The sequence below is a fragment of the Phenylobacterium sp. genome (genome assembly GCF_024508875.1).
Taxonomy (GTDB): Bacteria; Pseudomonadota; Alphaproteobacteria; order Caulobacterales; family Caulobacteraceae; genus Phenylobacterium.
This window is the reverse complement of record NZ_JANINU010000112.1, coordinates 1-19536: the sequence shown is the minus strand read 5'-3', so window position 1 is coordinate 19536 and position 19536 is coordinate 1. Positions and strand designations below refer to the sequence as shown.

At 69.4% G+C, this 19536-nt stretch carries 14 protein-coding genes; 8 read left to right on the top strand and 6 right to left on the bottom strand.

All coding sequences use genetic code 11. The features are described from left to right. Position 1 precedes the first annotated feature (1 nt). Positions 2–1966, bottom strand: coding sequence for a pyrroloquinoline quinone-dependent dehydrogenase (locus Q0L11_RS09855; protein ID WP_296596985.1), 1965 nt, complete (start codon positions 1964–1966; stop codon positions 2–4). After that, positions 1963–4170 carry a TonB-dependent receptor gene (locus Q0L11_RS09850; protein ID WP_296596984.1) on the bottom strand — a complete coding sequence of 736 codons (2208 nt, stop codon included), beginning with the start codon at positions 4168–4170 and terminating at the stop codon, positions 1963–1965. The genes Q0L11_RS09855 and Q0L11_RS09850 overlap by 4 nt, the downstream gene beginning before the upstream one ends. 345 nt (positions 4171–4515) lie before the next feature. Between Q0L11_RS09850 and Q0L11_RS09845 the strand changes: the two genes are divergently transcribed. Next, complete coding sequence (locus tag Q0L11_RS09845) at positions 4516–5973, top strand: type I secretion C-terminal target domain-containing protein (RefSeq protein ID WP_296596983.1); 1458 nt, start codon at positions 4516–4518, stop codon at positions 5971–5973. A 72-nt stretch (positions 5974–6045) separates the two neighbouring features. Here Q0L11_RS09845 and Q0L11_RS09840 read toward each other — a convergent pair whose 3' ends face one another. Continuing rightward, positions 6046–6366: a helix-turn-helix domain-containing protein gene (locus Q0L11_RS09840; RefSeq protein WP_296596982.1), complete on the bottom strand. Its 321-nt coding sequence runs from the start codon at positions 6364–6366 to the stop codon at positions 6046–6048. A gap of 151 nt (positions 6367–6517) precedes the next feature. On the opposite strand from Q0L11_RS09840, the gene Q0L11_RS09835 reads away from it, so the two are divergent. The 4 genes from Q0L11_RS09835 (at position 6518) to Q0L11_RS09820 (ending at position 12795) form a co-directional block, all read left to right on the top strand. After that, on the top strand, positions 6518–9514 hold the full coding sequence (locus tag Q0L11_RS09835) for a TonB-dependent receptor (protein WP_296596981.1): 2997 nt from the start codon (positions 6518–6520) through the stop codon (positions 9512–9514). 58 nt (positions 9515–9572) lie between these two features. Then, positions 9573–11024, top strand: coding sequence for a glycoside hydrolase family 28 protein (locus tag Q0L11_RS09830; protein ID WP_296596980.1), 1452 nt, complete (start codon positions 9573–9575; stop codon positions 11022–11024). A 145-nt stretch (positions 11025–11169) separates the two neighbouring features. Further along, entirely contained in the window at positions 11170–11883 is a 714-nt protein-coding gene (locus tag Q0L11_RS09825) for an SDR family NAD(P)-dependent oxidoreductase (RefSeq protein ID WP_296596979.1), read from the top strand. A gap of 117 nt (positions 11884–12000) precedes the next feature. Beyond that, entirely contained in the window at positions 12001–12795 is a 795-nt protein-coding gene (locus Q0L11_RS09820; protein ID WP_296596978.1) for an enoyl-CoA hydratase-related protein, read from the top strand. A gap of 72 nt (positions 12796–12867) precedes the next feature. Here the strand turns inward: Q0L11_RS09820 and Q0L11_RS09815 are convergent, their stop codons facing one another. Both Q0L11_RS09815 and Q0L11_RS09810 read right to left on the bottom strand, forming a co-directional pair. Then, positions 12868–14415 (bottom strand): FAD-dependent oxidoreductase, encoded by a 1548-nt coding sequence (locus Q0L11_RS09815; protein ID WP_296597011.1) that lies wholly within the window; start codon positions 14413–14415, stop codon positions 12868–12870. A gap of 249 nt (positions 14416–14664) precedes the next feature. Then, positions 14665–16500 carry a transglycosylase domain-containing protein gene (locus Q0L11_RS09810; protein WP_296596977.1) on the bottom strand — a complete coding sequence of 612 codons (1836 nt, stop codon included), beginning with the start codon at positions 16498–16500 and terminating at the stop codon, positions 14665–14667. A gap of 168 nt (positions 16501–16668) precedes the next feature. On the opposite strand from Q0L11_RS09810, the gene Q0L11_RS09805 reads away from it, so the two are divergent. Continuing rightward, entirely contained in the window at positions 16669–17085 is a 417-nt protein-coding gene (locus Q0L11_RS09805) for a hypothetical protein (RefSeq protein ID WP_296596976.1), read from the top strand. Here Q0L11_RS09805 and Q0L11_RS09800 read toward each other — a convergent pair. Then, positions 17082–17429, bottom strand: coding sequence for a DUF1428 family protein (locus tag Q0L11_RS09800; protein ID WP_296596975.1), 348 nt, complete (start codon positions 17427–17429; stop codon positions 17082–17084). The genes Q0L11_RS09805 and Q0L11_RS09800 overlap by 4 nt on opposite strands. 174 nt (positions 17430–17603) lie before the next feature. On the opposite strand from Q0L11_RS09800, the gene pyk reads away from it, so the two are divergent. Both pyk and Q0L11_RS09790 read left to right on the top strand, forming a co-directional pair. Continuing rightward, positions 17604–19031, top strand: a complete 1428-nt coding sequence (gene pyk, locus Q0L11_RS09795) for a pyruvate kinase (protein WP_296596973.1) — start codon at positions 17604–17606, stop codon at positions 19029–19031. Between the two features lie 63 nt (positions 19032–19094). Continuing rightward, positions 19095–19421, top strand: coding sequence for a hypothetical protein (locus Q0L11_RS09790; protein ID WP_296596971.1), 327 nt, complete (start codon positions 19095–19097; stop codon positions 19419–19421). Positions 19422–19536 lie beyond the last annotated feature (115 nt).

The following is a 19536-nucleotide window of genomic DNA, read 5'->3' as shown; positions in this document are numbered from 1 at the left end:
GTCAGGCTCCCTCGGGAAGGGCCAGCGCCACCAGGCGGTGGGGCGAGCGGCGGAAACCCATGCCGCAGACCACGTACTGCTTGCCGTTCGCCATATAGGTCATCGGCGGCCCATGGGTCGCGCCGGGAAGCGGGATCTCGGCCACCACCGCGCCGGTCGCCTTGTCCCAGGCCCGCAGCACGCGTCGCGAATTCAGGTCATGCGGCCCTTCGCCCAGGAACAGCAGGGTCTTGGTGAGCAGCGGCCCGGTCCGCCCCGTCGTGCCGACCCAACCGGTGTCGAGCCCCTTGAACGGCGCCGTCTCGCTGGCCCCCGGCCCGTTCGGCTTCATCCAGAGGATCTCGCCGCGGTTCAGGTCGATCGCCGTGATCCGTCCGTACGGCGGCTTGATCAGCGGCAGGCCGCGCGGGCCCGTGACCAGGCGCACCGACCCGGCGATCTCCTCGGTCTCCCCAGTGCCTACGCGCTTGCCGGCTTCGTCCAGCGCCAGCGCCGCGATGGACGACGTCGACGGTACGTACAGGACGCCGGTCTCCGGATCGACCGCGGCCCCGCCCCAATTGGCTCCGCCCGCCCAGGCCGGGCGCTGCACGGTCAGCTTCTCGCTGAACGGCGTGAACAGCGGGCCGGCGTTGTACTCGCCCATGATCTTCCGCGCCTCGGCGCGCAGCTCGGGCGTCCAGTCGATCAGCATGTCCTCCGTCAGCCCCTGGGGCTCGAACGGCGGCGGCTTCGTCGGGAAGGGCTGCGTGGGCGAAAGCTTCTCGCCGGCCAGCGTACTCTGCGGGACCGGCCGCTCCTCGATAGGCCAAATCGGCCGGCCGGTGACGCGGTCGAACACGAACGTGAACCCGTGTTTCGTCACCTGGGCCACCGCCTTGATCCGCCGCCCGCCGACGCGGATGTCGACGAGGTTCGGCGCGCACGGCAGGTCCAGGTCCCACACGTCGTGGTGCACGAACTGGTAGTGCCAACGCCGCTTGCCGGTCTTCACATCCAGGCAGATGAGAGCGTTCCCGAACAGGTTGTCCCCCGGCCGCTCCCCGCCATAGAAATTGTTCGTCGGGCAACTGCCCGGCAGATAGACGAGGCCCAGTTCGTCGTCCGCCGCCATCGGCGCCCAGATGTTGGCGTTGCCGTTGCGGGCCGCCGATCCGTTCTCCCAGGTCTCCCAGCCGAACTCGCCCTTCATGGGCACGGTGTGGAACGTCCACTTCAGCGCCCCGGTGCGCACGTCGAAGCCGCGCACGTCTCCGGGTGGCATCTCCGCGGCCACCACGCGGTCGTGGATGTACTGGCCCATCACGATCACGTCGCCGCAGATCAGCGGCGGCGACGTCGACGCGAACAGGTCGATCGGATCGCGCGCCAGCGGCCGCTGCAGGCCCACGACGCCCAAGTCGACCTCGCCGTCCTTGCCGAAGCTCGGGATCGGCCTGCCCGTGCGCGCGTCGAGGGCGATCAGCCGGTTGTCGCCGGTCCCGATCACCACCCGCGCGTCGGCGCCGTCGCGCCAGTAGGCGACGCCGCGGTGCTGCATCCCCTTGCTGGTGAACTTGCCGCGCTTCCAGGTCCCTGGGTCGTAGACCCAGAGGTTGCGGCCGGTGGCCGGGTCGATCGCCACCACCTGGCAGAAGGCGGTGGAGGTGTAGAGCACGCCGTCCGCCATGATCGGCGTCGCCTGGAACTCACCCGGCGCTAGGCCTGGATGGGCCTTGACGATCGCCGCGTCCGGGCTCTCCCATTCCCAGGCGACCCGCAGCTTGCCGACGTTCGCGGCGTCGATCTGGCTCAGCGACGAGTACTTGGCCGCCGCGTTGGTGCCGCCATAGACCCGCCATTCGCGCCCCGCCGCCCAGGGGTCGGCGGCCCTGGCCAACGGCGCGGCGGCCAAGGCAGCGAGCCCCGCGCCACCCGCCAGCACGCGGCGGCGGTCGACCGCCGACTTAGAGGAAGTGTGGGTCAAAACCGGCTCCGGAACTGAAGGACGTACTCGGGACCCGGCGTCGCCACCAGGAAGCCCGTGCCGTAGAGGAACTCATAGCGCTGGTTCAGCAGGTTGCTGGCCTTCAGCGCCAGCTCCCACTTCGCGCCGTGGCGCACCCCCGCCCGAAGCTGCAGGCTCCGGTTGGTGTCGCGGCTCTGAAGGTTGGAGATGTTGTAGTAGCCGTCCCACTCGCCCTTGTAGGCGACGTTCAGGAAGCCCTCGACGGCGCCCGTGATTGGCCGGCTGTAGGTGCCGTTCGCGGTCAGGGCGAAGTCCGGCGTGCCGTTCAGCTTGTTGCCGTCGACGGTGGCGATGGGCGAATCCAGCGTCGAGTCGATCCACGTCCCGGCCAGGGTGTAGATGAAGCGGCCGCCGATCGTCGGCACGGCGACGATCCCGTTCAGCTCCACCTCGGCCCCGGTGGCCTTCGCGTCACCCAGGTTGTCGAGATAGATGAACGCGCCGCCGCCCTGGGCCGCGAACCGGGTCCCGGTGTCGCTCACCAGCACGTCGCGGTAGTCGGTTCGGAAGACCGCCGCGGTGACCTGCAGCGCCCGCGAGGCCTCGAACTTGAGCCCGGCCTCGTACGCCGTGGTGCTCTCCTCGTCGTAGGCCAGCGGCGTCGCGGGATTGCCCGGCAGGGCGTTCGACGTCCCGAAGTCGCGGTTGTAGCCGCCCGCGCGGAAGCCGGTCGCGAAGCGGGCGTAGAGATTGAGCCGCGAAGACGGCTGCCAGCTCAGCGAGCCGCCGTAGGTCCAGTTCACGAAGGTCCGCTCGCGCCGCGGGATCGAGCCCTTCACCGGCGCCCCGTTCGAAAGGCCCCCGAACAGTTCCTTCTCGTCCTGCGTCCAGCGCAGGCTGGCCTCCGCGGTGAGCTGCGGGGTGATCTTGTACGAGCCGGTGCCGAAGGCGCCGAACGTGCGGTTGTCGCTGTCCAGGATCGCGTAGGACGCCGGGACCGGCGTGGTCCCCTGCACGCGGCCGTAGCTCACCACCGTGTAGGTGTCGCTCAAGGCGCGGAAGTCGACGCCCCCGGCCCAGGTCAGCGCCCCCGCTTCGCCGTTCAGGCGCACCTCCTGGTAGAAGACGTTCACCTGGTCGGCCACGGTCGAATAGCAGTTGTTGCCCCGGCAGGTGGCCCCGCCGGCGATGTTGGGCTGGCCGTTCGAAAGCAGCGGCGCGCCCGGATAACGGCCGTCATCGTCGGCGATCGCCGTCGAGTCGCGCCAGCGTGCGTTGGTGGTGCTGGAAAGCTCGGCGAAGCCCAGGTCCGCCTTTATCGACAGGCTGCCGTTGGCGATGTTCTGGTGCAGGCGCGCCTTGGTGTTGCCCTCCGCCTGGGTCTGGTAGTCGAACGTTTCCGGGATCGCGGGGTACAGGCGCCGCTGCACGTCCACCTGCCCGCCCGTGGGGTCGTCCAGCCGCGACAAATCCACCGTCGCGACGACCTTGAAGCGGTCGTCCGGCGTGAACGCGAGGGCGGCGCGCACGCCCCGATAGTCGCCGCCGTCGATGTATTCCTTGCGGAACGTGTTGTAGACGCGCCCGCCATACTGCTCGGTCGCGTCGATGCCCAGGCGCAGCGACAGCACGTCGTTGATCGGCGCATTGACGATGCCGATGAGGTCGACGCCCTCCTTGTTGAAGTTGTAGCCGGCCTCGATCTGGGCCCCGAACGTCGGCCCCGGCTCCTGGCTGACCACCGAGATCACGCCGCCCACCGCGTTGGCCCCGTACAGCGAGCCCTGCGCGCCGCGCAGCACCTCGATCTGGCCCACGTCGAACATGTCCATCCGGGCGAACCCGCGCCCGCCGATGTTGCCGCCCGTCACCTGGGCGCCGTTGCGCAGCAGGGCGATGGCCGAGTCGGCGTTGACGTTGCGCCCGGCCTGGCCCGCGCCCCGGATCGCGAACTCGCTGTTCACGCTGTCGTTGTCCACAAGGGACACGCCCGGCAGCAGCGCAGTGAAGTTCCGCAGGTCGACCACGCCGCCCACTTCGCGAAGCCGTTCGGCGGTGAGTACGCTGCCCGCCGCCGGGATCTCCTGCAGGCGCTCGTCGCGCTTGCGCGCCGTGACGATCACCTCGCTCAGCGCCGTGTCGTCGTCTGCGGTCGCCTGAGCCCAGGCCGGAGGCGCGGCCACAACGGCCAGCGCTACGCCGCACAACAGATATCGCTTCATCGTTCTTCCCCCCGGATGCCGCGACATCGTCCGCACCGGCCGCGCCGCATTGTTTGAGCGAGCGGTATCACATGACTCGATTGTCAGACAATATTCTCCGCATCGCGGATCAGATCGAATTATTGTTGAACAAAAAGCACCACCCGCTTAGCGTGTAGCCAGGCTGTCGAAATCGCCCAGGTCACAAGGGCGTGTCGGTCGGCCTGGGAGGACAGGCCGTGGCCGCAGACCACCAGACGGGCTGACCGCCCGCGCCGCACCGGCGACCGCCCTCCGGACAGTTCATCGAACACGCGTCCCCGCGTGCACGGTCCCGTGCGCGCCAGCCCCATGGAGGAAACGACGATGCCTTCCGCGATGCTCACGTTCACCGGCCAGAGCCGGCAGCTCGCCAACGACACCCTCACCACCGTGTCGGTCGACGCCTACGTCTACGGGCCGTCCACGCCGGGGAACTATCCGGTGATCGTCTACAGCCACGGCACCTTCGGCTACGCCGATCAGAGCAACCCCAACTTCACGACCTCGCTGCCCCTGCACTGGGCGTCCCAGGGTTACATCGTGATCGTGCCGGCGCACGCGGACGGACAGGACGCGACCGCCAGCCAGTCTGTGCTGCCGGGATTCGACGACAGCGTTGGGACCACCGACGGTTTCCTGTTCAACCGGGTCGAGGACATGAAGATGGCCCTGGACCACGCGGCGGACCTCGCCAGCGCCCTGGGTCCGGGCTACGGAGTCACCGATTACTTCGTCTCCGCCGGCTATTCGGCGGGCGGCGGCGCGGCCCAGGTGGCGGCGGGCGCCAGCATCGAGAACCTCGCCGGCACGTTGGTGAATTGGGGCGACGCCCGCTTCGACGCGGTGATCGACCTCTCCGCGGGCGGCGTGCCGATCTACGGCTTCTACGACAACGCCTCGGGCAACTCCTGGCAGGACCTGACCAAGCCGCTGTTCGTGGCGGCCGGCGAGGAGGACACCCAGAAGGGCGGCGCGAACTACCAGTACAAGCTCGACCCGTACGACAACGCGCCCGCCGGCGACAAATACGCCTTCGTGTTCAACGACGCGAACCACGGGGACTTCGGGGTCCAGGCCTCGAACAATCCGAATGTCTTCAACGAGCTGGCGATCCTCACGACCAAGTTCCTGAACGGCTACGCCAAGGGCAATACGACCGACCTCGCCTACGTCCGGGACGTCGACGCCCAGATGGCGGACAACACCACCTTCACCGAGCTCTGGCAGGCGCTGCACTCCAGCGCGACCGCCGGGAGCTCGGCCACCGGCACGAGCGGCGCCAACAGCATGGCGGGGACCGCCAACAACGACACCCTGGACGGGGCCGGCAGCGGCGACACGCTTTCGGGCGGCATGGGCAACGACAGCCTCGATGGCGGCTCCGGCGCCGACAGCGTGGACGGGGGCAGCGGCAAGGACACGCTCACGGGCGGCCTCGGGACCGACACCCTGGTCGGCGGCTTCGACATCGACGTGCTCACCGGCGGCGCCGGCGCGGACACCTTCCGCTTCGTCGCCCGCGGGGACGGCGGCGGCGAGGGCGACACGATCACCGACTTCGTGGTGGGGACCGACAAGATCGACGTCGACGCCCTGCTCTCGTCCATCGGCCAGGCCACGACGACAATCGGCGCCTACATCGACCTGAAGTTCGTCGGATCGGACACCTGGGTCGTGCTCGACGTGAACAACAACACGTCCGGGACCTCCAACACCTGGGACGACGAGGTGATCGCGATCGTCAAGAACGTCACGCTCGCCGCGTCCGACTTCATCTTCTAGACCTTCGACAAGCGCGCCGTCGGGGCCTGTCTTCGGCGGCGCGGATCTCGCGGACGGCCCCTCCGGCTGGAATCACGCTGCGGCCTTCAAGTCGCCCAGCCGCGCCGTGATCCGCCCCACCAGGGCGTCCGGCGACACGCCCAGGCTCTCGGCCATGCGGCAGAATTCCAGCAGGTCCACGCGCCGCTGGCCCCGCTCGATCATCGCGACGTGCGAACCGGTCTTGCCCAGTCGCGCCGCCAGCGCCCGCTGGCTCAGGCCCGCCTCGCGCCGCGCGCCGATCAGCACCGCGCGCACCACTTCGTACTCGTCCGAAAAGACCGGATTTGGCCGGCGCGCGCCTCGCCCCGGCCTCGCCGTCACGTTGTTGACACCGGTGTCACCGAGAGGCATGTTCCCTCCGCGCCTGAGTTCGCTTCAAATTGCAGCGGACGATTCCAGGCTAGTATGACACCGGTGTCACTGCAACGGCGCCGGCGGGGAAACAAGGCCGCGAGACGGTCACCCGGGGGCTTAAGCCTTCGTGGGCAGGGGAGGTAGATTCATGGTCCCAACGGGCGATTTCCGCCTGCGCCGGCTGGTGTGCGGCGCGTCGATTCTGGCCCTGGGTCTGGGCGTCGCCGGCCAGGCCGCCGCTCAGACGGCCGCCAAGACCGATGAAGTCGAGGAGGTCGTGGTCACCGGCTTCCGCGCCGCCATCGAGAGCGCGATCTCGATCAAGCGCAACGAGGCCGGCGTCGTCGACGCCATCAAGGCCGAGGACATCGCCAAGTTCCCCGACAACAACCTCGCCGAGTCGCTGCAGCGGATCCCTGGCGTGGCCATCACCCGCGCCGCGGGCGAAGGCCGCAACATCACCGTCCGCGGCCTCGGCCCGGGCTCCACGCGCGTGCGCATCAACGGCATGGAGGCGCTGACCACCACCGGCGGCTCCGACGCCGACGGCGGCGCCAACCGCGCCCGCACCTTCGACTTCAACGTCTTCGCGTCCGAGCTCTTCAACCAGCTCGCCGTGCGCAAGACCTCCTCGGCCAGCATCGAAGAGGGCTCGCTGGGCGCCACGGTCGACCTGACCACGGCGCGCCCGCTCGACTTCGGCAAGGACCAGGTGTTCACCGTCTCGGCCCAGGCCGGCTACAACGACCTCTCCAAGAAGTGGGACCCGCGCCTCGCCGGCCTGTTCTCGAAGAAGTTCTTCGACGGCACGCTGGGCGTCCTGGCCTCGGTCGCCTACTCCGAGCGCCGCGTCCGGGAAGAGGGTTACAACACCGTCCGCTGGGACCAGGGCGCCTCGAACGGCGGCTGGTGCAGCCCGGTCGGCTACGACACCAACGCCACGACGGCCGGCGTGCAGTTCAACCCGGGCGCCAACGCCGCGGTCGGAAGCGACGCCAACAACTGCTTCGCCGGCAACCCGCGCCTGCCGGGCACGGCCGAGAACATCGCCGCCTACCAGCGCGCCTCCGATCCCGGAAGCTGGTCGCCGCGCATCCCGCGCTTCGCCCGCCTCGACTACGACCAGAAGCGCCTGGGCATCACCGGCTCGGTCCAGTGGAAGCCCACGGACCGCACGAAGGTGAGCTTCGACTACCTCTACTCCGACTTCAAATCGCACCGCACCGAGAACTACCTGGAGGGCATCTCCTTCAGCCGCGGCGCCGCCTCGCCCGAGTTCGGCAAGCCCTACATGATCCCGCGGGTCTTCGAGACCGACTCGTTCGGCACCCTCACCTACGGCGTCTTCGACAACGTCGACGTCCGCATCGAGAGCCGCGAGGACAAGCTGGAGACCATCTTCAGCCAGTACACCCTGTCGGGCAGCCACGAATTCACCGACAACTTCCGGGTCAGCGGCCTGGTCGGAACGTCGAAGTCCAGCTTCAAGAACCCCATCCAGACCACGATCACCTTCGACCGGGCGAACCAGGACGGCTGGATCTACGACGCCCGCAACGACCCGAAGAACCCGGCCATCACCTGGGGCTTCGACGTCACCGATCCGAACGCCTACACCTTCACCAACGCCAATGCGAACGGCACGGTCCGCCCGTCGGAAGTACGCCTGCGTCCGCAGTTCGTGCAGAACAGCTACGACATCGTGGCCGGCGACGCCGAGTGGGACGTCAACGACACCTTCAAGCTGCGCACCGGCGCCGAGTGGAAGAAGTACGTCAACGACAGCCAGGAATACCGCCGGGCCAGCGAGTTCGCGATCCCGGCCATGCCGACCGGCTCGACCATGACCTCGCTCAGCGAGCAGCTCACCGGCTTCGGCCGTCACTTCGGCGGCGACGCCACCCCCACCGGCTGGGTCATCCCCAACTTCGACGCCGTGGCCCAGGCCTACGGCATCTACTCGGGCGCCGGGACCTTCGCGCTCCAGGGCATCGAGAACACCAACGCCCGCGGCAACTGGCGGACCATCACCGAGGAGAGTTCGGCCGCCTACGTCCAGCTCGACTTCGACACCGACGTCCTGCCCTGGCGGCTGCGCGGCGACATCGGGATCCGCTACGTCGACACCGACCTGAAGGCCCAGGGCTACACCTTCGCCGGCGGCGCCCCCGTCAGGCTGACGGTCGACAACAGCTACAAGAACTGGCTGCCCGCCGCGAACGTGGTGGCCGAGGTCACGCCCGACTTCCTGGTCCGCGCCGCCGCCGCCAAGGTGATGGTGCGTCCAGGCCTGGGCGCCTTGAACCCCGGCGGCACCCTCAACACCTCGGGCAACCTCAGCATCACCGCCGGCAACCCGCTGCTGAAGCCGCAGAAGGCCGACACCTACGACCTGTCGTTCGAGTGGTATCCGGGCGGCAAGTCGCTGGTGGCCGTCGGCTTCTTCGTGAAGGACTTCAAGACCGACTTCACCACCGTGCGCCTGACGGGCCCCTACTCCTCGTTCGGCTTCCCGGACTCGCTGCTGGCGGGCACGGGCCGCACGCCCAACGACGACACCCAGTTCACCACCACCATCAACACCAAGGGCGGAAAGCCCTACCGCGGCTTCGAGATCAACATCCAGCAGCCCGCGACCCCGCTGGTGGAAGCGTTCAACCTGCCCGAGTGGGTCGGCAACTTCGGGACCCTGCTGAACTACACCTACGTGAAGGGCACCCAGAAGTTCTGCGCCGGCACGCCCGTGAACGGCGTCTGCCCGGCCGGCCTGGAGCTGGAGAACCGTCCGACCAACGTGTCCAAGACGGCCTACAACGCGACCCTCTACTACGAGGACGCCAAGTTCTCGGCCCGCGTCTCCCTCTCGCACCGGGCGAGCTATCTGACCGCCGTTCCCTCCGGCAACCAGGGCAGCCTGACCACCGGCCGGCGCCAGGACTACCAGGACGCCGACTGGGTGCCGGCGACCACCACCGTCGACGCCAACGTCAGCTACCAGCTCACCGACCAGATCAAGCTCTCGATCGAGGGCCTGAACCTGACGGACGAGGACAGCCAGCAGCGCAACGACACCGACGCCTCGCGGGTGTGGACCAACCACCACTTCGGCCGTCAGTTCTACTTCGGCGTCCGCTACAGCTTCTAGCGGCGCAGCGACGGGGCCGGGCGGCGACGCCCGGCCCATTCCTTATCGGAGCTTCGGCATGATCAGCCGCCGGGACGCGTTTCTCGCGGGGGCGACCCTCGCCCTCGCGCCCGCCTTCGCCCGCGCCGCCCCGGTGGAGGCGCCGGCCGAGGCGCCGGGCGCCAGGCCGTCGGACGACTGGGCTCTGGCCGACCGGATCCTGGCGCGGATCAAGCCGCCCACCTTCCCCGACCGCGACTTCCCCCTCGAGGCCTTCGGCGGCGACCCTCGGGGCGTCGCCGACTCTTCGCAGGCGTTCCGCAAGGCGATCGCCGCTGCCAGCGGCGCCGGCGGCGGCCGCGTCGTGGTCCGCAGGGGCGACTGGCTGACCGGGCCGATCCACCTCCAGAGCAACGTCGAGCTCCACCTGGCCGAGGGCGCCGTCGTGCGCTTCAAGACCGATCCCCGCGCGTACCTCCCCCTCGTCTTCACGCGCTGGGAAGGCGTGGAACTGATGAACTACTCGCCCTTCGTCTACGCCATCGACTGCGAGAACATCGCCATCACCGGCTCAGGTACGTTCGACGGCCAGTGCAGCCGCGAGAACTGGTGGCCGTGGAAGGGCCCATGGAAGCAGAACCAGCACGGCTGGGCCGAGGGCATGGCCGACCAGCGCCCGGCCCGCGAGCGCCTGTTCCGCATGGCCGAGGACCGCACGCCCGTGGCCCAGCGCCTCTTCGGCGAAGGCAGCTACCTGCGCCCGCCCTTCATCCAGCCCTACCGCTGCCGCAACGTCCTGATCGAGGGCGTGAAGCTGCGCCACGCGCCGTTCTGGCAGCTCCACCCGGTTCTCTGCACCAACGTCACCATCCGCCGCGTCGACGTCGACAGCCACGGCCCCAACAACGACGGCTGCGATCCCGAAAGCTGCACCGACGTCCTCATCGAGGACTGCACCTTCGCCACCGGCGACGACTGCATCGCGCTGAACTCGGGCCGCAACGAGGACGGCCGGCGCGTCGGCGTCCCCTGCCAGAACGTCATCATCCGCGGCTGCCGCATGGCCGACGGGCACGGCGGCATCACCATCGGCAGCCAGATCTCGGGCCATGTCCGCAACGTCTTCGCCGAGAACTGCCGGCTGGACAGCCCCAACCTCGACTACGCCATCCGCTTCAAGAACAACGCCCTGCGTGGCGGGCTCGTCGAGAGGATCCGCTACCGCAACCTCCAGGTCGGCCAGGTGCGTCAGGCGGTCGTGACCGTCGACTTCAACTACGAGGAAGGCGCCGACGGCCCCTTCACCCCCGTCCTGCGCGACGTCGTGATCGAGAATGTCCGCAGCGGCCGCAGCGCCCGCGCCGTCGATCTCCAGGGCCTGCCGACGGGCCGCGTCGAACGGATCACCCTGCGCGACTGCGACTTCCAGGGCGTCGCCGGGCCCTCGGTCGTCAAGTTCGTGAAAGGCCTGGCGCTGGAGAACGTGCGGGTGAACGGCAAGCTCGTCCGCGACCTGACGACGGGCGCCTGACACGCTCCGGCCGCCGCGGCGCCGGATAGGACCGCACCAGCGCGCCGATTGTACCGCCGACGCTCGATGGGTCTCTGACCAAGGTCGGGTAGCGCGGCGCGGGCCGATCGACCTATCCTGGCCGCCAGCCTCGCAGGATCAAAGCATGAGCAGCTCCGCCTCGCCGGGACCCGGCCGTTCGGTCCTCATCGTCGGGGCCTCCCGCGGGCTCGGCCATGCAATGGCGGCGGAGTTCGCCCGGCGCGGTTGGCGGGTCCTGGGCACCGTACGAGGCGCCGGAACCCCGCTTCACGCCCTGGCCGCCCAACACCCGGACGCCATCGAGATCGAGACGCTCGACATGACCGCCCCCGACCAGACGCGCGCCCTGCGCGAGCGCCTGGCGGATCGCCGGTTCGACATCGTCTTCGTCAATGCCGGCATCGCGAACCGCGCCCCTGGCGACACGATGGCCGAGGTGTCGGACGAGGAATTCGCGCAGGTTATGGGGACGAACGTCCTCGGCGCGATGCGCGCCGTGGAGGCGTTCGCCCCCTTGACCGGGCCCGACGGCGTGGTGGGCGTGATGTCCTCCGGCCAGGGCAGCATCGCCAACAACGCCAACGGGACCAACGACGTCTACCGCGCCAGCAAGGCGGCTCTCAACCAGGCGATGGCCAGCTACGCCGGGCGTCACGCGGCCGAGGCGCGTGCGCTTCTTCTCCTGGCGCCGGGATGGATCCGCACGGAACTGGGCGGCGCCAATGCGCCGTTCGGCGTCGAGGAGGCCATGCCTCAGATCGTCGACGTCCTCATCGCCCAGCAGGGCGCCCGCGGCCTCCGCTACCTCGACCGCCACGGCCAGCCGGTGCCGTGGTGACGCCGACGCCGCGGCCCGGGACCTTTGGATGCCGCCCGGCCCGAAGTGGACCTTGATCGCCTCGGCTCGGCTTGGCTCCCTGGAGACCTCGGCCATCGGCCCGCCAAGGGAGCAGACATGAACGACCTGGTGAGGCTCGAGCGCGAGGGAGGTGTCGCGCGCGTCACGCTGGCTCGGCCCGAGGCCGGCAATGCGGTCAATCTGGAGCTCGCCCAGCAGCTCCAGGAGGTCGCGAACGCCTGCGCATCGGACCCCGGCATCCGCTCCGTCCTACTCTCGGCCGAGGGCAAGGCCTTCTGCGTCGGCGGCGATCTCTCGGCCTTCGCGGCCGTCCAGGGTGACGCTCGGACGGCGCTCCTCCAGACGATGGCCGATACGTTCCACGCCGCTCAGCTTCAATTCCTGACGATGCCCAAGCCCGTCGTCGTGTCGGTCCAGGGCGCCGTGGCGGGAGCGGGCCTCGGACTGGCGCTGATCGGTGATCTGGTCGTCGCCGGTTCCGGGGCGCACTTCACGTCCGCCTACACGGCGGTCGGCCTCTCCGCCGATGGGGGCTCCACGTTCCTGCTGCCGCGATTGATCGGCATGCGTCGCGCTCAGCAGTTGCTGCTCACGGATCGTCGCCTCACGGCGGTCGAGGCGCTCGACTGGGGGCTCGTGACCGAAATCGTCGAACCGGGGGCGCTCGACGACCATGCGGCCCGGCGCGCTCGCGCGTTCGCGAACGGGCCGACCGCCGCCTACGGCGCGATCCGGCGGCTGCTGCTGACCTCGCTGGCCAGCGACTTCGCAAGCCAGACCGACGAGGAAGGTCGCCAGATCGCGCGCCTTGCCGCGGGACCTGACGCGTCCGAGGGGTTCGCGGCGTTCCTTGCCAAGCGGCCGGCGATCTTCAGCGGGGCCGACGCCTGAGCCGCGTCGGCTCACGGATGTCGGCCGATACTGCCGGCCCCTCTGACGATGGCTTGTAGGCCGACGCGATCCTCAGTCGTTGAGATGGCTCCAGACCTTCGAGATGACCACCGACCCCTCGCCGACCGACGAGGCGACCCGCTTGACCGAACCCGCCCGAACATCGCCGACCGCGAACACGCCTGGCTTGGAGGTCTCATAGGACGAAGATGCGCCCACGGCCGCGCCGGTCAGCACGAACCCTTTTTCATCGAGATCGACCAGGCCGGACAGCCAGCCGGTGTTGGGCTCCGCGCCGACCATGACGAACAGGGCGCAGGTCGGCACATCGCGCTCTCGTCCATCCCCCCGGTTCCGGATCGTCACGGATGTCAGCCGCTCCGCCCCGTCGAGCGCCACCACTTCGGATTCGTATTCGATGGTGATCCGCGGGTCGGCCTCCAACCGGCTCGACAGATAGCTGGACATCGAGGCGGCCAGCGAGCGGCCCCGAACGATCAGATGGACCCGATCGGCTGATCGGCTCAGGAACATGGCGGCCTGCCCTGCCGAATTTCCGCCCCCGATGATGACGGCCGCTGTGTCACGGCAATATCGCGCTTCGTTCTCGGTGGCCGAATAGTAGACGCCGCTTCCTTCGAACTCGCCGAGGCGGTCGATCGGTAGTCGCTTGTACTGCACGCCGGTCGCGACGACGACGGCGCTCGCCGAAATCCGCCGCCCGTTGTCGAACACCGCGCAGAAGCGCCCGTTCTCCATTTCCTCCAGCGAGGCGACGCGGCGCGGCATCAGGAAACGTGCGCCGAACTTCATGGCCTGCACCTCGCCTCGCCAGACGAGGTCGGCGCCCGAGATCCCGGTGGGGAAGCCCATGTAGTTTTCGATGCGGCTCGATGTCCCCGCCTGCCCGCCAATGGCGGTGTCCTCGACCACAAGCGCGTCGAGGCCTTCGGCTCCGGCGTAGACGGCCGCCGCGACACCGGCCGGGCCGCCGCCGACGATCAGGACGTCGAAGGCGGCATCGTCATCGAGGTCGTAATTCACGCCGAGGAGCCTCGCGACCTTTTCCGGCGTGGGGTCGGCCACCACATGCCCGCGACCGAAAATCACGGCGGGAGCATCCGCGGCGATGGCGCAGCGTTGCGCGACCTCGAGGGCTGCTTGGCTTCCAAGCGGATGCGACGCGTACGGCAGGCGATTGCGGCTCGCAAAGTCGGCGATCCGCCGGATATCGCGATCCTGGTCCTCGCCGATCAGGACGAGCGGGCTGAAACGCGCCTCGAGCTGCTTGCGGCGCCGGGCGGCCAGAACCGTGATGACGATGTCCGACATCTCCGGGATCTCGGACATCAGTTGCAGCATGGCGGCCCGTGGAACTTCCAGGACGCGCGTCTCGCGCACGGCGCGCATCGGCATCGACCAGGCGCCGCCGTTGAGGAACGAAATCTCGCCCATGAACTGGGTCGCGCCCAGCGTCGAGCTGCTCCAGCGCTCCTCGGAAAACGGGTCCACCACCTCGATCTCGCCGTCCAGCACGTAGACGAACCGGTCGACCACCTGGCCGGGCTTCACCAGGACCGCGCCGGCTTCGTAGGTCACGACCGCGCCGGCGGCGCGCATGGCCTCGACGTGGGACGCCGCCAGGGGCGTACGCTGCATTTCCTCAAGGTCGCGGCCGATGGTTTCCAAGTTTGCGCCTTTGGATCGGAGAACGCGCCGGGCATCGCGCGGGAGCAGCGAACTCTAGATCAGTCTCGCCGGACTGTCCGGCTCGCCCTCGAGACTTGCCGCCGGCAGTCCCCCCAAGAGTTTCGGCCGGCCTAGCCCGACCTTCACGCGTCAAGCGCCGCTGGCTCCAGCCGCTCACAGCTACTTCGTCGGCGGCTCCGTCACCGCGGGCGACGGCGGCACAGTCCCCGCCGTCACCGCCGCCGCCTCCGCGGCCACCTCCACCGGCGGCGGGGCGACCGGCGCCGGCGGGCCGGGCAGGATGGCCTGGCGGGGGACGCGCTTCAGCGCCACGCCCATGAAGCTCTTCCACATTTCGGCCGGGGCGGTGGCGCCGCTGATCCGCGCCATGGGCTTGGCGTCGTCGCGGCCCATCCACGTGCAGGCGGCGAAGCCGCCCGTGTAGCCGCAGAACCAGGCGTCCTTGTAGTCAGAGGTGGTGCCCGTCTTGCCCGCCAGATCGTAGCCCGGCACAGCCGCGCGGCCGCCGGTGCCGGCGACCATGACGGTGCGCATCATCTGGTTCAGCTCGCTCAGCGCCGGGTTGGCGATGGCCGGGACCGGCGCCGGCGGCCGCTTCTGATAGATGACTGTCCCGCCCTGGCGGATCCGCTCGATACCGTAGGCCTGCACCCGGTTGCCGCCATTGCCGAAGGCGGCGTAGGCCTGGGTCATCTCGAGGGGCGAGACCAGGGTGGTGCCCAGGGCCATGGCCGGATCGGTGTTGACGGTCGAGACGATGCCGACGCGCCGGGCCGTCTGGGCCACCTGCGGGCGGCCCACCTCGTCGGCCAGCCGCGCCGCCACGGTGTTGACCGACTTGGCCAGCGCCGTCTGCAGGGTGATTGGCCCGAGGTAGGTCCCGACCTCGTAGTTGCTGGGCGTCCAGCCGTTGATCGTCACCGGCTCGTCGATGACTTCGGTGTCGGGCGTGCGCCCCTGCTCCAGGGCGGTGAGGTAGACGAACGGCTTCCAGGCCGAGCCCGCCTGCCGCCGCGCGCTGACTGCCCGGTTGTAGGGCGCGCTCGCATAGTCGGTCCCGCCCACCAGCGCGCGCACGCGCCCGGCGCCGTCGATGGCGACGATGGCCGCCTGGTCGGTGCCCTGCGGCTTGTAGCGGGCGGTGACCGTGCGCGCGGCGTCGCCGGCGGCGATCTCCATGCCCTGGTCCAGGGTGGTTTCCACCGTCAGGTCCCGCGTGACCTTTGGCATCAGCCGGCGCACCTCGCCGTCCACCCAGTCGACGAAGTACTGCGAGGGGCCGGCGGGCGCAGTCTTCCACACCTTGGGCTTCTGCGCCGCGGCCTTGTCGCGCTGGGCCGGGGTGATGGCGCCGGTCTCGACCATGGCCGCCAGCACCAGGTTCGCCCGCTCTAGGCAGCGCTCGGGCTGCTCCACCGGGTTGTAGCCGCTGGGCGACTTCAGCACGCCGGCCAGCATGGCGGCTTCCTTGATCGAGAGCTTCGCGGCCGGCTTGTTGAAGAACCGCTGCGAGGCCGCCTCCAGGCCATAGGCGCCCGAGCCGAAATAGACGCGGCTCAGGTACAGGCCCAGGATCTGCTTCTTCGAATAGGTGCGCTCCAGCTCCACGGCATAGACCAGCTCGGTGGCCTTGCGCTCCAGCGTGCGCTCCTGGCTGAGGAACAGGTTGCGCGCGAGCTGCTGGGTGATGGTCGAGGCGCCCTGGCTGGCGCGCCCCTCGCTCAGGCCCACCACCACGGCGCGGGCGATGCCGCGGGGGTCGAAGCCGTTGTGCTCGTAGAACCGCCGATCCTCGATGGAGACGAACGCGGCGGGGACGTAGGCCGGCAGCTTGGCCACGTCCACCGGCGGCGCATACCGGCCGCCGCGCACGCCGATCACGGCGCCGCTGCGGTCCAGGTAGGTGATCTGCGGCTGCCGCTCGATGGCCGGCATGCGCGGCAACTCCGGCGCCTGCGCGAGCTGCAGGGACGAGGCGGCGAGAAGGGATAGCAAGGGCGGGCGAGCTCCTGGGACGCCGCTCCCTCAAGCGGGTCCGATGCGGCCCTTGTGTGTCCCGCGCCTTGCCCGGGGCCAAGATAATTCGCGGTAATGCGACGCCGTGGCGCCGCAACCACGCAGCGTCTTCACCGAATGTCAGACCTGACGCGACAGGATCTGCACATGCCGACGCCCGCCCTGCCCCGCACCGTCCCGCGCGCCCTGCTCCTGGGCATAGGCGCCGGCGCGGCGCTGCTTGCGGTGTTCGTCCTGGCCCTCCTGTTCTGGGACCGGATCGTTCCGGCCGCCCGCCAGGAGATCGCCCACGACGCCGCGGACCAGGCCGCCCAGCTCGCCGAGGCGCGCTCGGCCATCCTCACCGGCGAGCCCGACGCCGACAGCGTCACCCTCGGCAAGGTCGCCGTCGACTGGATCGGGCAGGCGCCCGCCGTCTGTGGCCGCGTCGACATCGAGGAGCCCCAGGACTCCCTCGACGGCGAGGAGCGCTTCGTCTTCGTCGACGGCCAGCTCACGCTGGAATCCCGGGACGGCTCGGCGGCGGTGGACGCCAAATGGAGGGACGTCTGCGACGACGTCTAAAGGCTGACGAAGCTCTCGAAGCCGCCGAAGATCATTCGCTTGCCGTCGAAGGGCATGTCGCTGCCCTTTAGGCGCTCGTCGGCCATCACCTTGGCCATGACCTCGTCTCGGTGCGCCCGGTCCCTGTAGGTCGCCCAGGAGAACACCACCACCTCGTCGTCCTTGGCCTGGACCGCGCGCGGGAACGAGGTGAGCTCGCCATAAGGCACGTCGTCGGCGAACGTCTCGACGTAGCTGAGCGCGCCGTGCTCCATCCAGACCTTGCCGCCCAGGGTGGCCATCGCCCTATAGGCTTCGATATTCGCCTTCGGCACCGCCAGCACGAACCCATCGACGTAGGGCATGGGGGATCCTCCTCCGTTCCATCCTGATCCTAGGACGGATCCGGCGGCGGCTTTCCGACATCACGGAAACAGAAATCTCCCTTCGCCGGTTGCTTGCTGGCGGGGCGCTTGAAGGCCAAATTCACACGTCCGGATTCGTGATGGATCCGGGCAACCAGATGGGAGACCGCCCGCGTGGCTGAAGCGATCCGGCGCCGCCGGCGGGTGAAGATCGTGGCCACCATCGGCCCGGCGTCCTCCAGCCTCGAACGGCTCGAGGAATTGTTCCGAACAGGCGCCGACGTCTTCCGCCTCAACTTCAGCCACGGCGCCCAGGAGGGCCACGCCGAGGTCATCGAGCGCATTCGCAAGATTGAGAAGAAAACCGGCCGACCCATTGGAATCCTTGCAGATCTCCAAGGACCGAAACTGCGCGTCGGCCGCTTCGCGGGCGGCGCCGTGGTGCTCCAGTGGGGCCGGACCCTCCGCCTCGACCTGCAGGAACGGCCGGGTGACAGCCAGCGGGTCCAGCTCCCGCACCCCGAGATCATGGCCGCCGCCTCCCCCGGCTCGGTGCTCCTGCTCGACGACGGCCGCATCCGCCTGGAGGTCACCCGCCAGACCCCGGAATTCCTCGACACCCGCGTCATCGTCGGCGGCCGCCTGTCCGATCACAAGGGGGTCAACCTCCCCGGCCTCACCCTCCCGATCCCCGCCCTGACCCGCAAGGATCGCTCGGACCTCACCTTCGCCCTCGAGCACGGCTGCGACTGGATCGGCTTGTCCTTCGTCCAGCGCCCCGAGGACGTGGCCGAGGCCCGCGAACTCGTCGGCGACCGCGCGTCCATCCTCTCCAAGATCGAGAAGCCCGGCGCCCTGCAATCCATCGAGGACGTGCTGAAGCTGTCCGACGCCATCATGGTCGCCCGCGGCGACCTGGGCGTCGAACTCCCGGCCGAGGACGTGCCCCTGATCCAGAAACGCCTGATCCGCGCCGCCCACCGCCACGGCCGCCCCGTCGTCGTCGCCACCCAGATGATGGAGAGCATGATCGAGAATCCGGCGCCCACGCGCGCCGAGGCTTCCGACGTGGCCACCGCGGTATTCGACGGCGCCGACGCCGTCATGCTCTCGGCCGAGAGCGCGACCGGCAAATATCCCGTCGAGACCGTGCGGATGATGGACCGCATCATCGCCCGTACCGAGGACGACGAGGACCTGAAAGCCGCCCGCGCCGCCGCCCGCCCCGCGCCCGAGAAGGACGCGGGTGATGCGCTCTGTGCTGCGGCGCGCCAGGTCGCCGAGACGATAGAGGCCAAGGCGATCGCGGCGTTCTCGCTCTCCGGCCGCACCGCCGTGCGGATCGCGCGCGAAAGGCCCGACGTGCCGATCCTCGGCGTAACCCCCAGCCTCACCACCGCCCGCCGGCTGGCGCTGGTCTGGGGCGTGCACGCCCTAACCTCGGAAACAACCCACACCATGACCGAGACCGTCGCCCAGGCGGCGGCGTTGGCCCTGAAGAGCGGCTTCGCGAAACGCCGCGAGGAAATCGTCGTCGTGGCCGGAATCCCCTTCGGCCGCTCCGGCGGCACCAATTCGCTCCGCGTCGCCAAGGTGACCTGAAAGGCGGCTTGACGCACCCGTCGCGGCCCCACAGGCTCCCGTCAGATCCTGAAGGAGCCGCGCATGCGTCTGTTCGCCTTCGTCTCTGCTGTTGCCGCGATCGTCGCCACGCCGTGTTTGGCGCTCACCATCTCGTCCGCTCCGCCCAGCCGGGACGCCGCCCCGCACCTGCGGCCGGCGCAAACGGCAGGGCCGCGCCTGCAGGACACCTGGGCCGGAAGCGTCCGCGCGGACACCTATTCGAACGGCCCGCCCACCGCCTCGGGAACGATCACCGCCTACGGCTTCAGCGACGTGCGAACCACAAGCGGCACCTACGATCAAGAACCGCGCTGGATGATGGAGCGACGTGAAACCCCTGCCCCGCTCGGCCTCTCGCCACGCCGCTGACGCGCGACATCCATGGTCCTAAACAGAAAAAGCCCCGCAAACTTGCGGGGCCTTTCATCAACTTGGGTGCGGGGACAGGATTTGAACCTGTGACCTTCAGGTTATGAGCCTGACG

What these genes read in the sequence shown, in the direction of transcription:
- Q0L11_RS09820 (WP_296596978.1), top strand. Translation starts at nt 12,001, where the DNA reads ATGAACGACCTGGTGAGGCTCGAGCGCGAGGGAGGTGTCGCGCGCGTC.
- Q0L11_RS09800 (WP_296596975.1), bottom strand. Translation starts at nt 17,429, where the DNA reads ATGCCCTACGTCGATGGGTTCGTGCTGGCGGTGCCGAAGGCGAATATC.
- Q0L11_RS09815 (WP_296597011.1), bottom strand. Translation starts at nt 14,415, where the DNA reads ATGCGCGCCGCCGGCGCGGTCGTGACCTACGAAGCCGGCGCGGTCCTG.
- Q0L11_RS09835 (WP_296596981.1), top strand. Translation starts at nt 6,518, where the DNA reads ATGGTCCCAACGGGCGATTTCCGCCTGCGCCGGCTGGTGTGCGGCGCG.
- Q0L11_RS09845 (WP_296596983.1), top strand. Translation starts at nt 4,516, where the DNA reads ATGCCTTCCGCGATGCTCACGTTCACCGGCCAGAGCCGGCAGCTCGCC.
- Q0L11_RS09830 (WP_296596980.1), top strand. Translation starts at nt 9,573, where the DNA reads ATGATCAGCCGCCGGGACGCGTTTCTCGCGGGGGCGACCCTCGCCCTC.
- Q0L11_RS09840 (WP_296596982.1), bottom strand. Translation starts at nt 6,366, where the DNA reads ATGCCTCTCGGTGACACCGGTGTCAACAACGTGACGGCGAGGCCGGGG.
- Q0L11_RS09825 (WP_296596979.1), top strand. Translation starts at nt 11,170, where the DNA reads ATGAGCAGCTCCGCCTCGCCGGGACCCGGCCGTTCGGTCCTCATCGTC.
- Q0L11_RS09805 (WP_296596976.1), top strand. Translation starts at nt 16,669, where the DNA reads ATGCCGACGCCCGCCCTGCCCCGCACCGTCCCGCGCGCCCTGCTCCTG.
- Q0L11_RS09790 (WP_296596971.1), top strand. Translation starts at nt 19,095, where the DNA reads ATGCGTCTGTTCGCCTTCGTCTCTGCTGTTGCCGCGATCGTCGCCACG.
- Q0L11_RS09850 (WP_296596984.1), bottom strand. Translation starts at nt 4,170, where the DNA reads ATGAAGCGATATCTGTTGTGCGGCGTAGCGCTGGCCGTTGTGGCCGCG.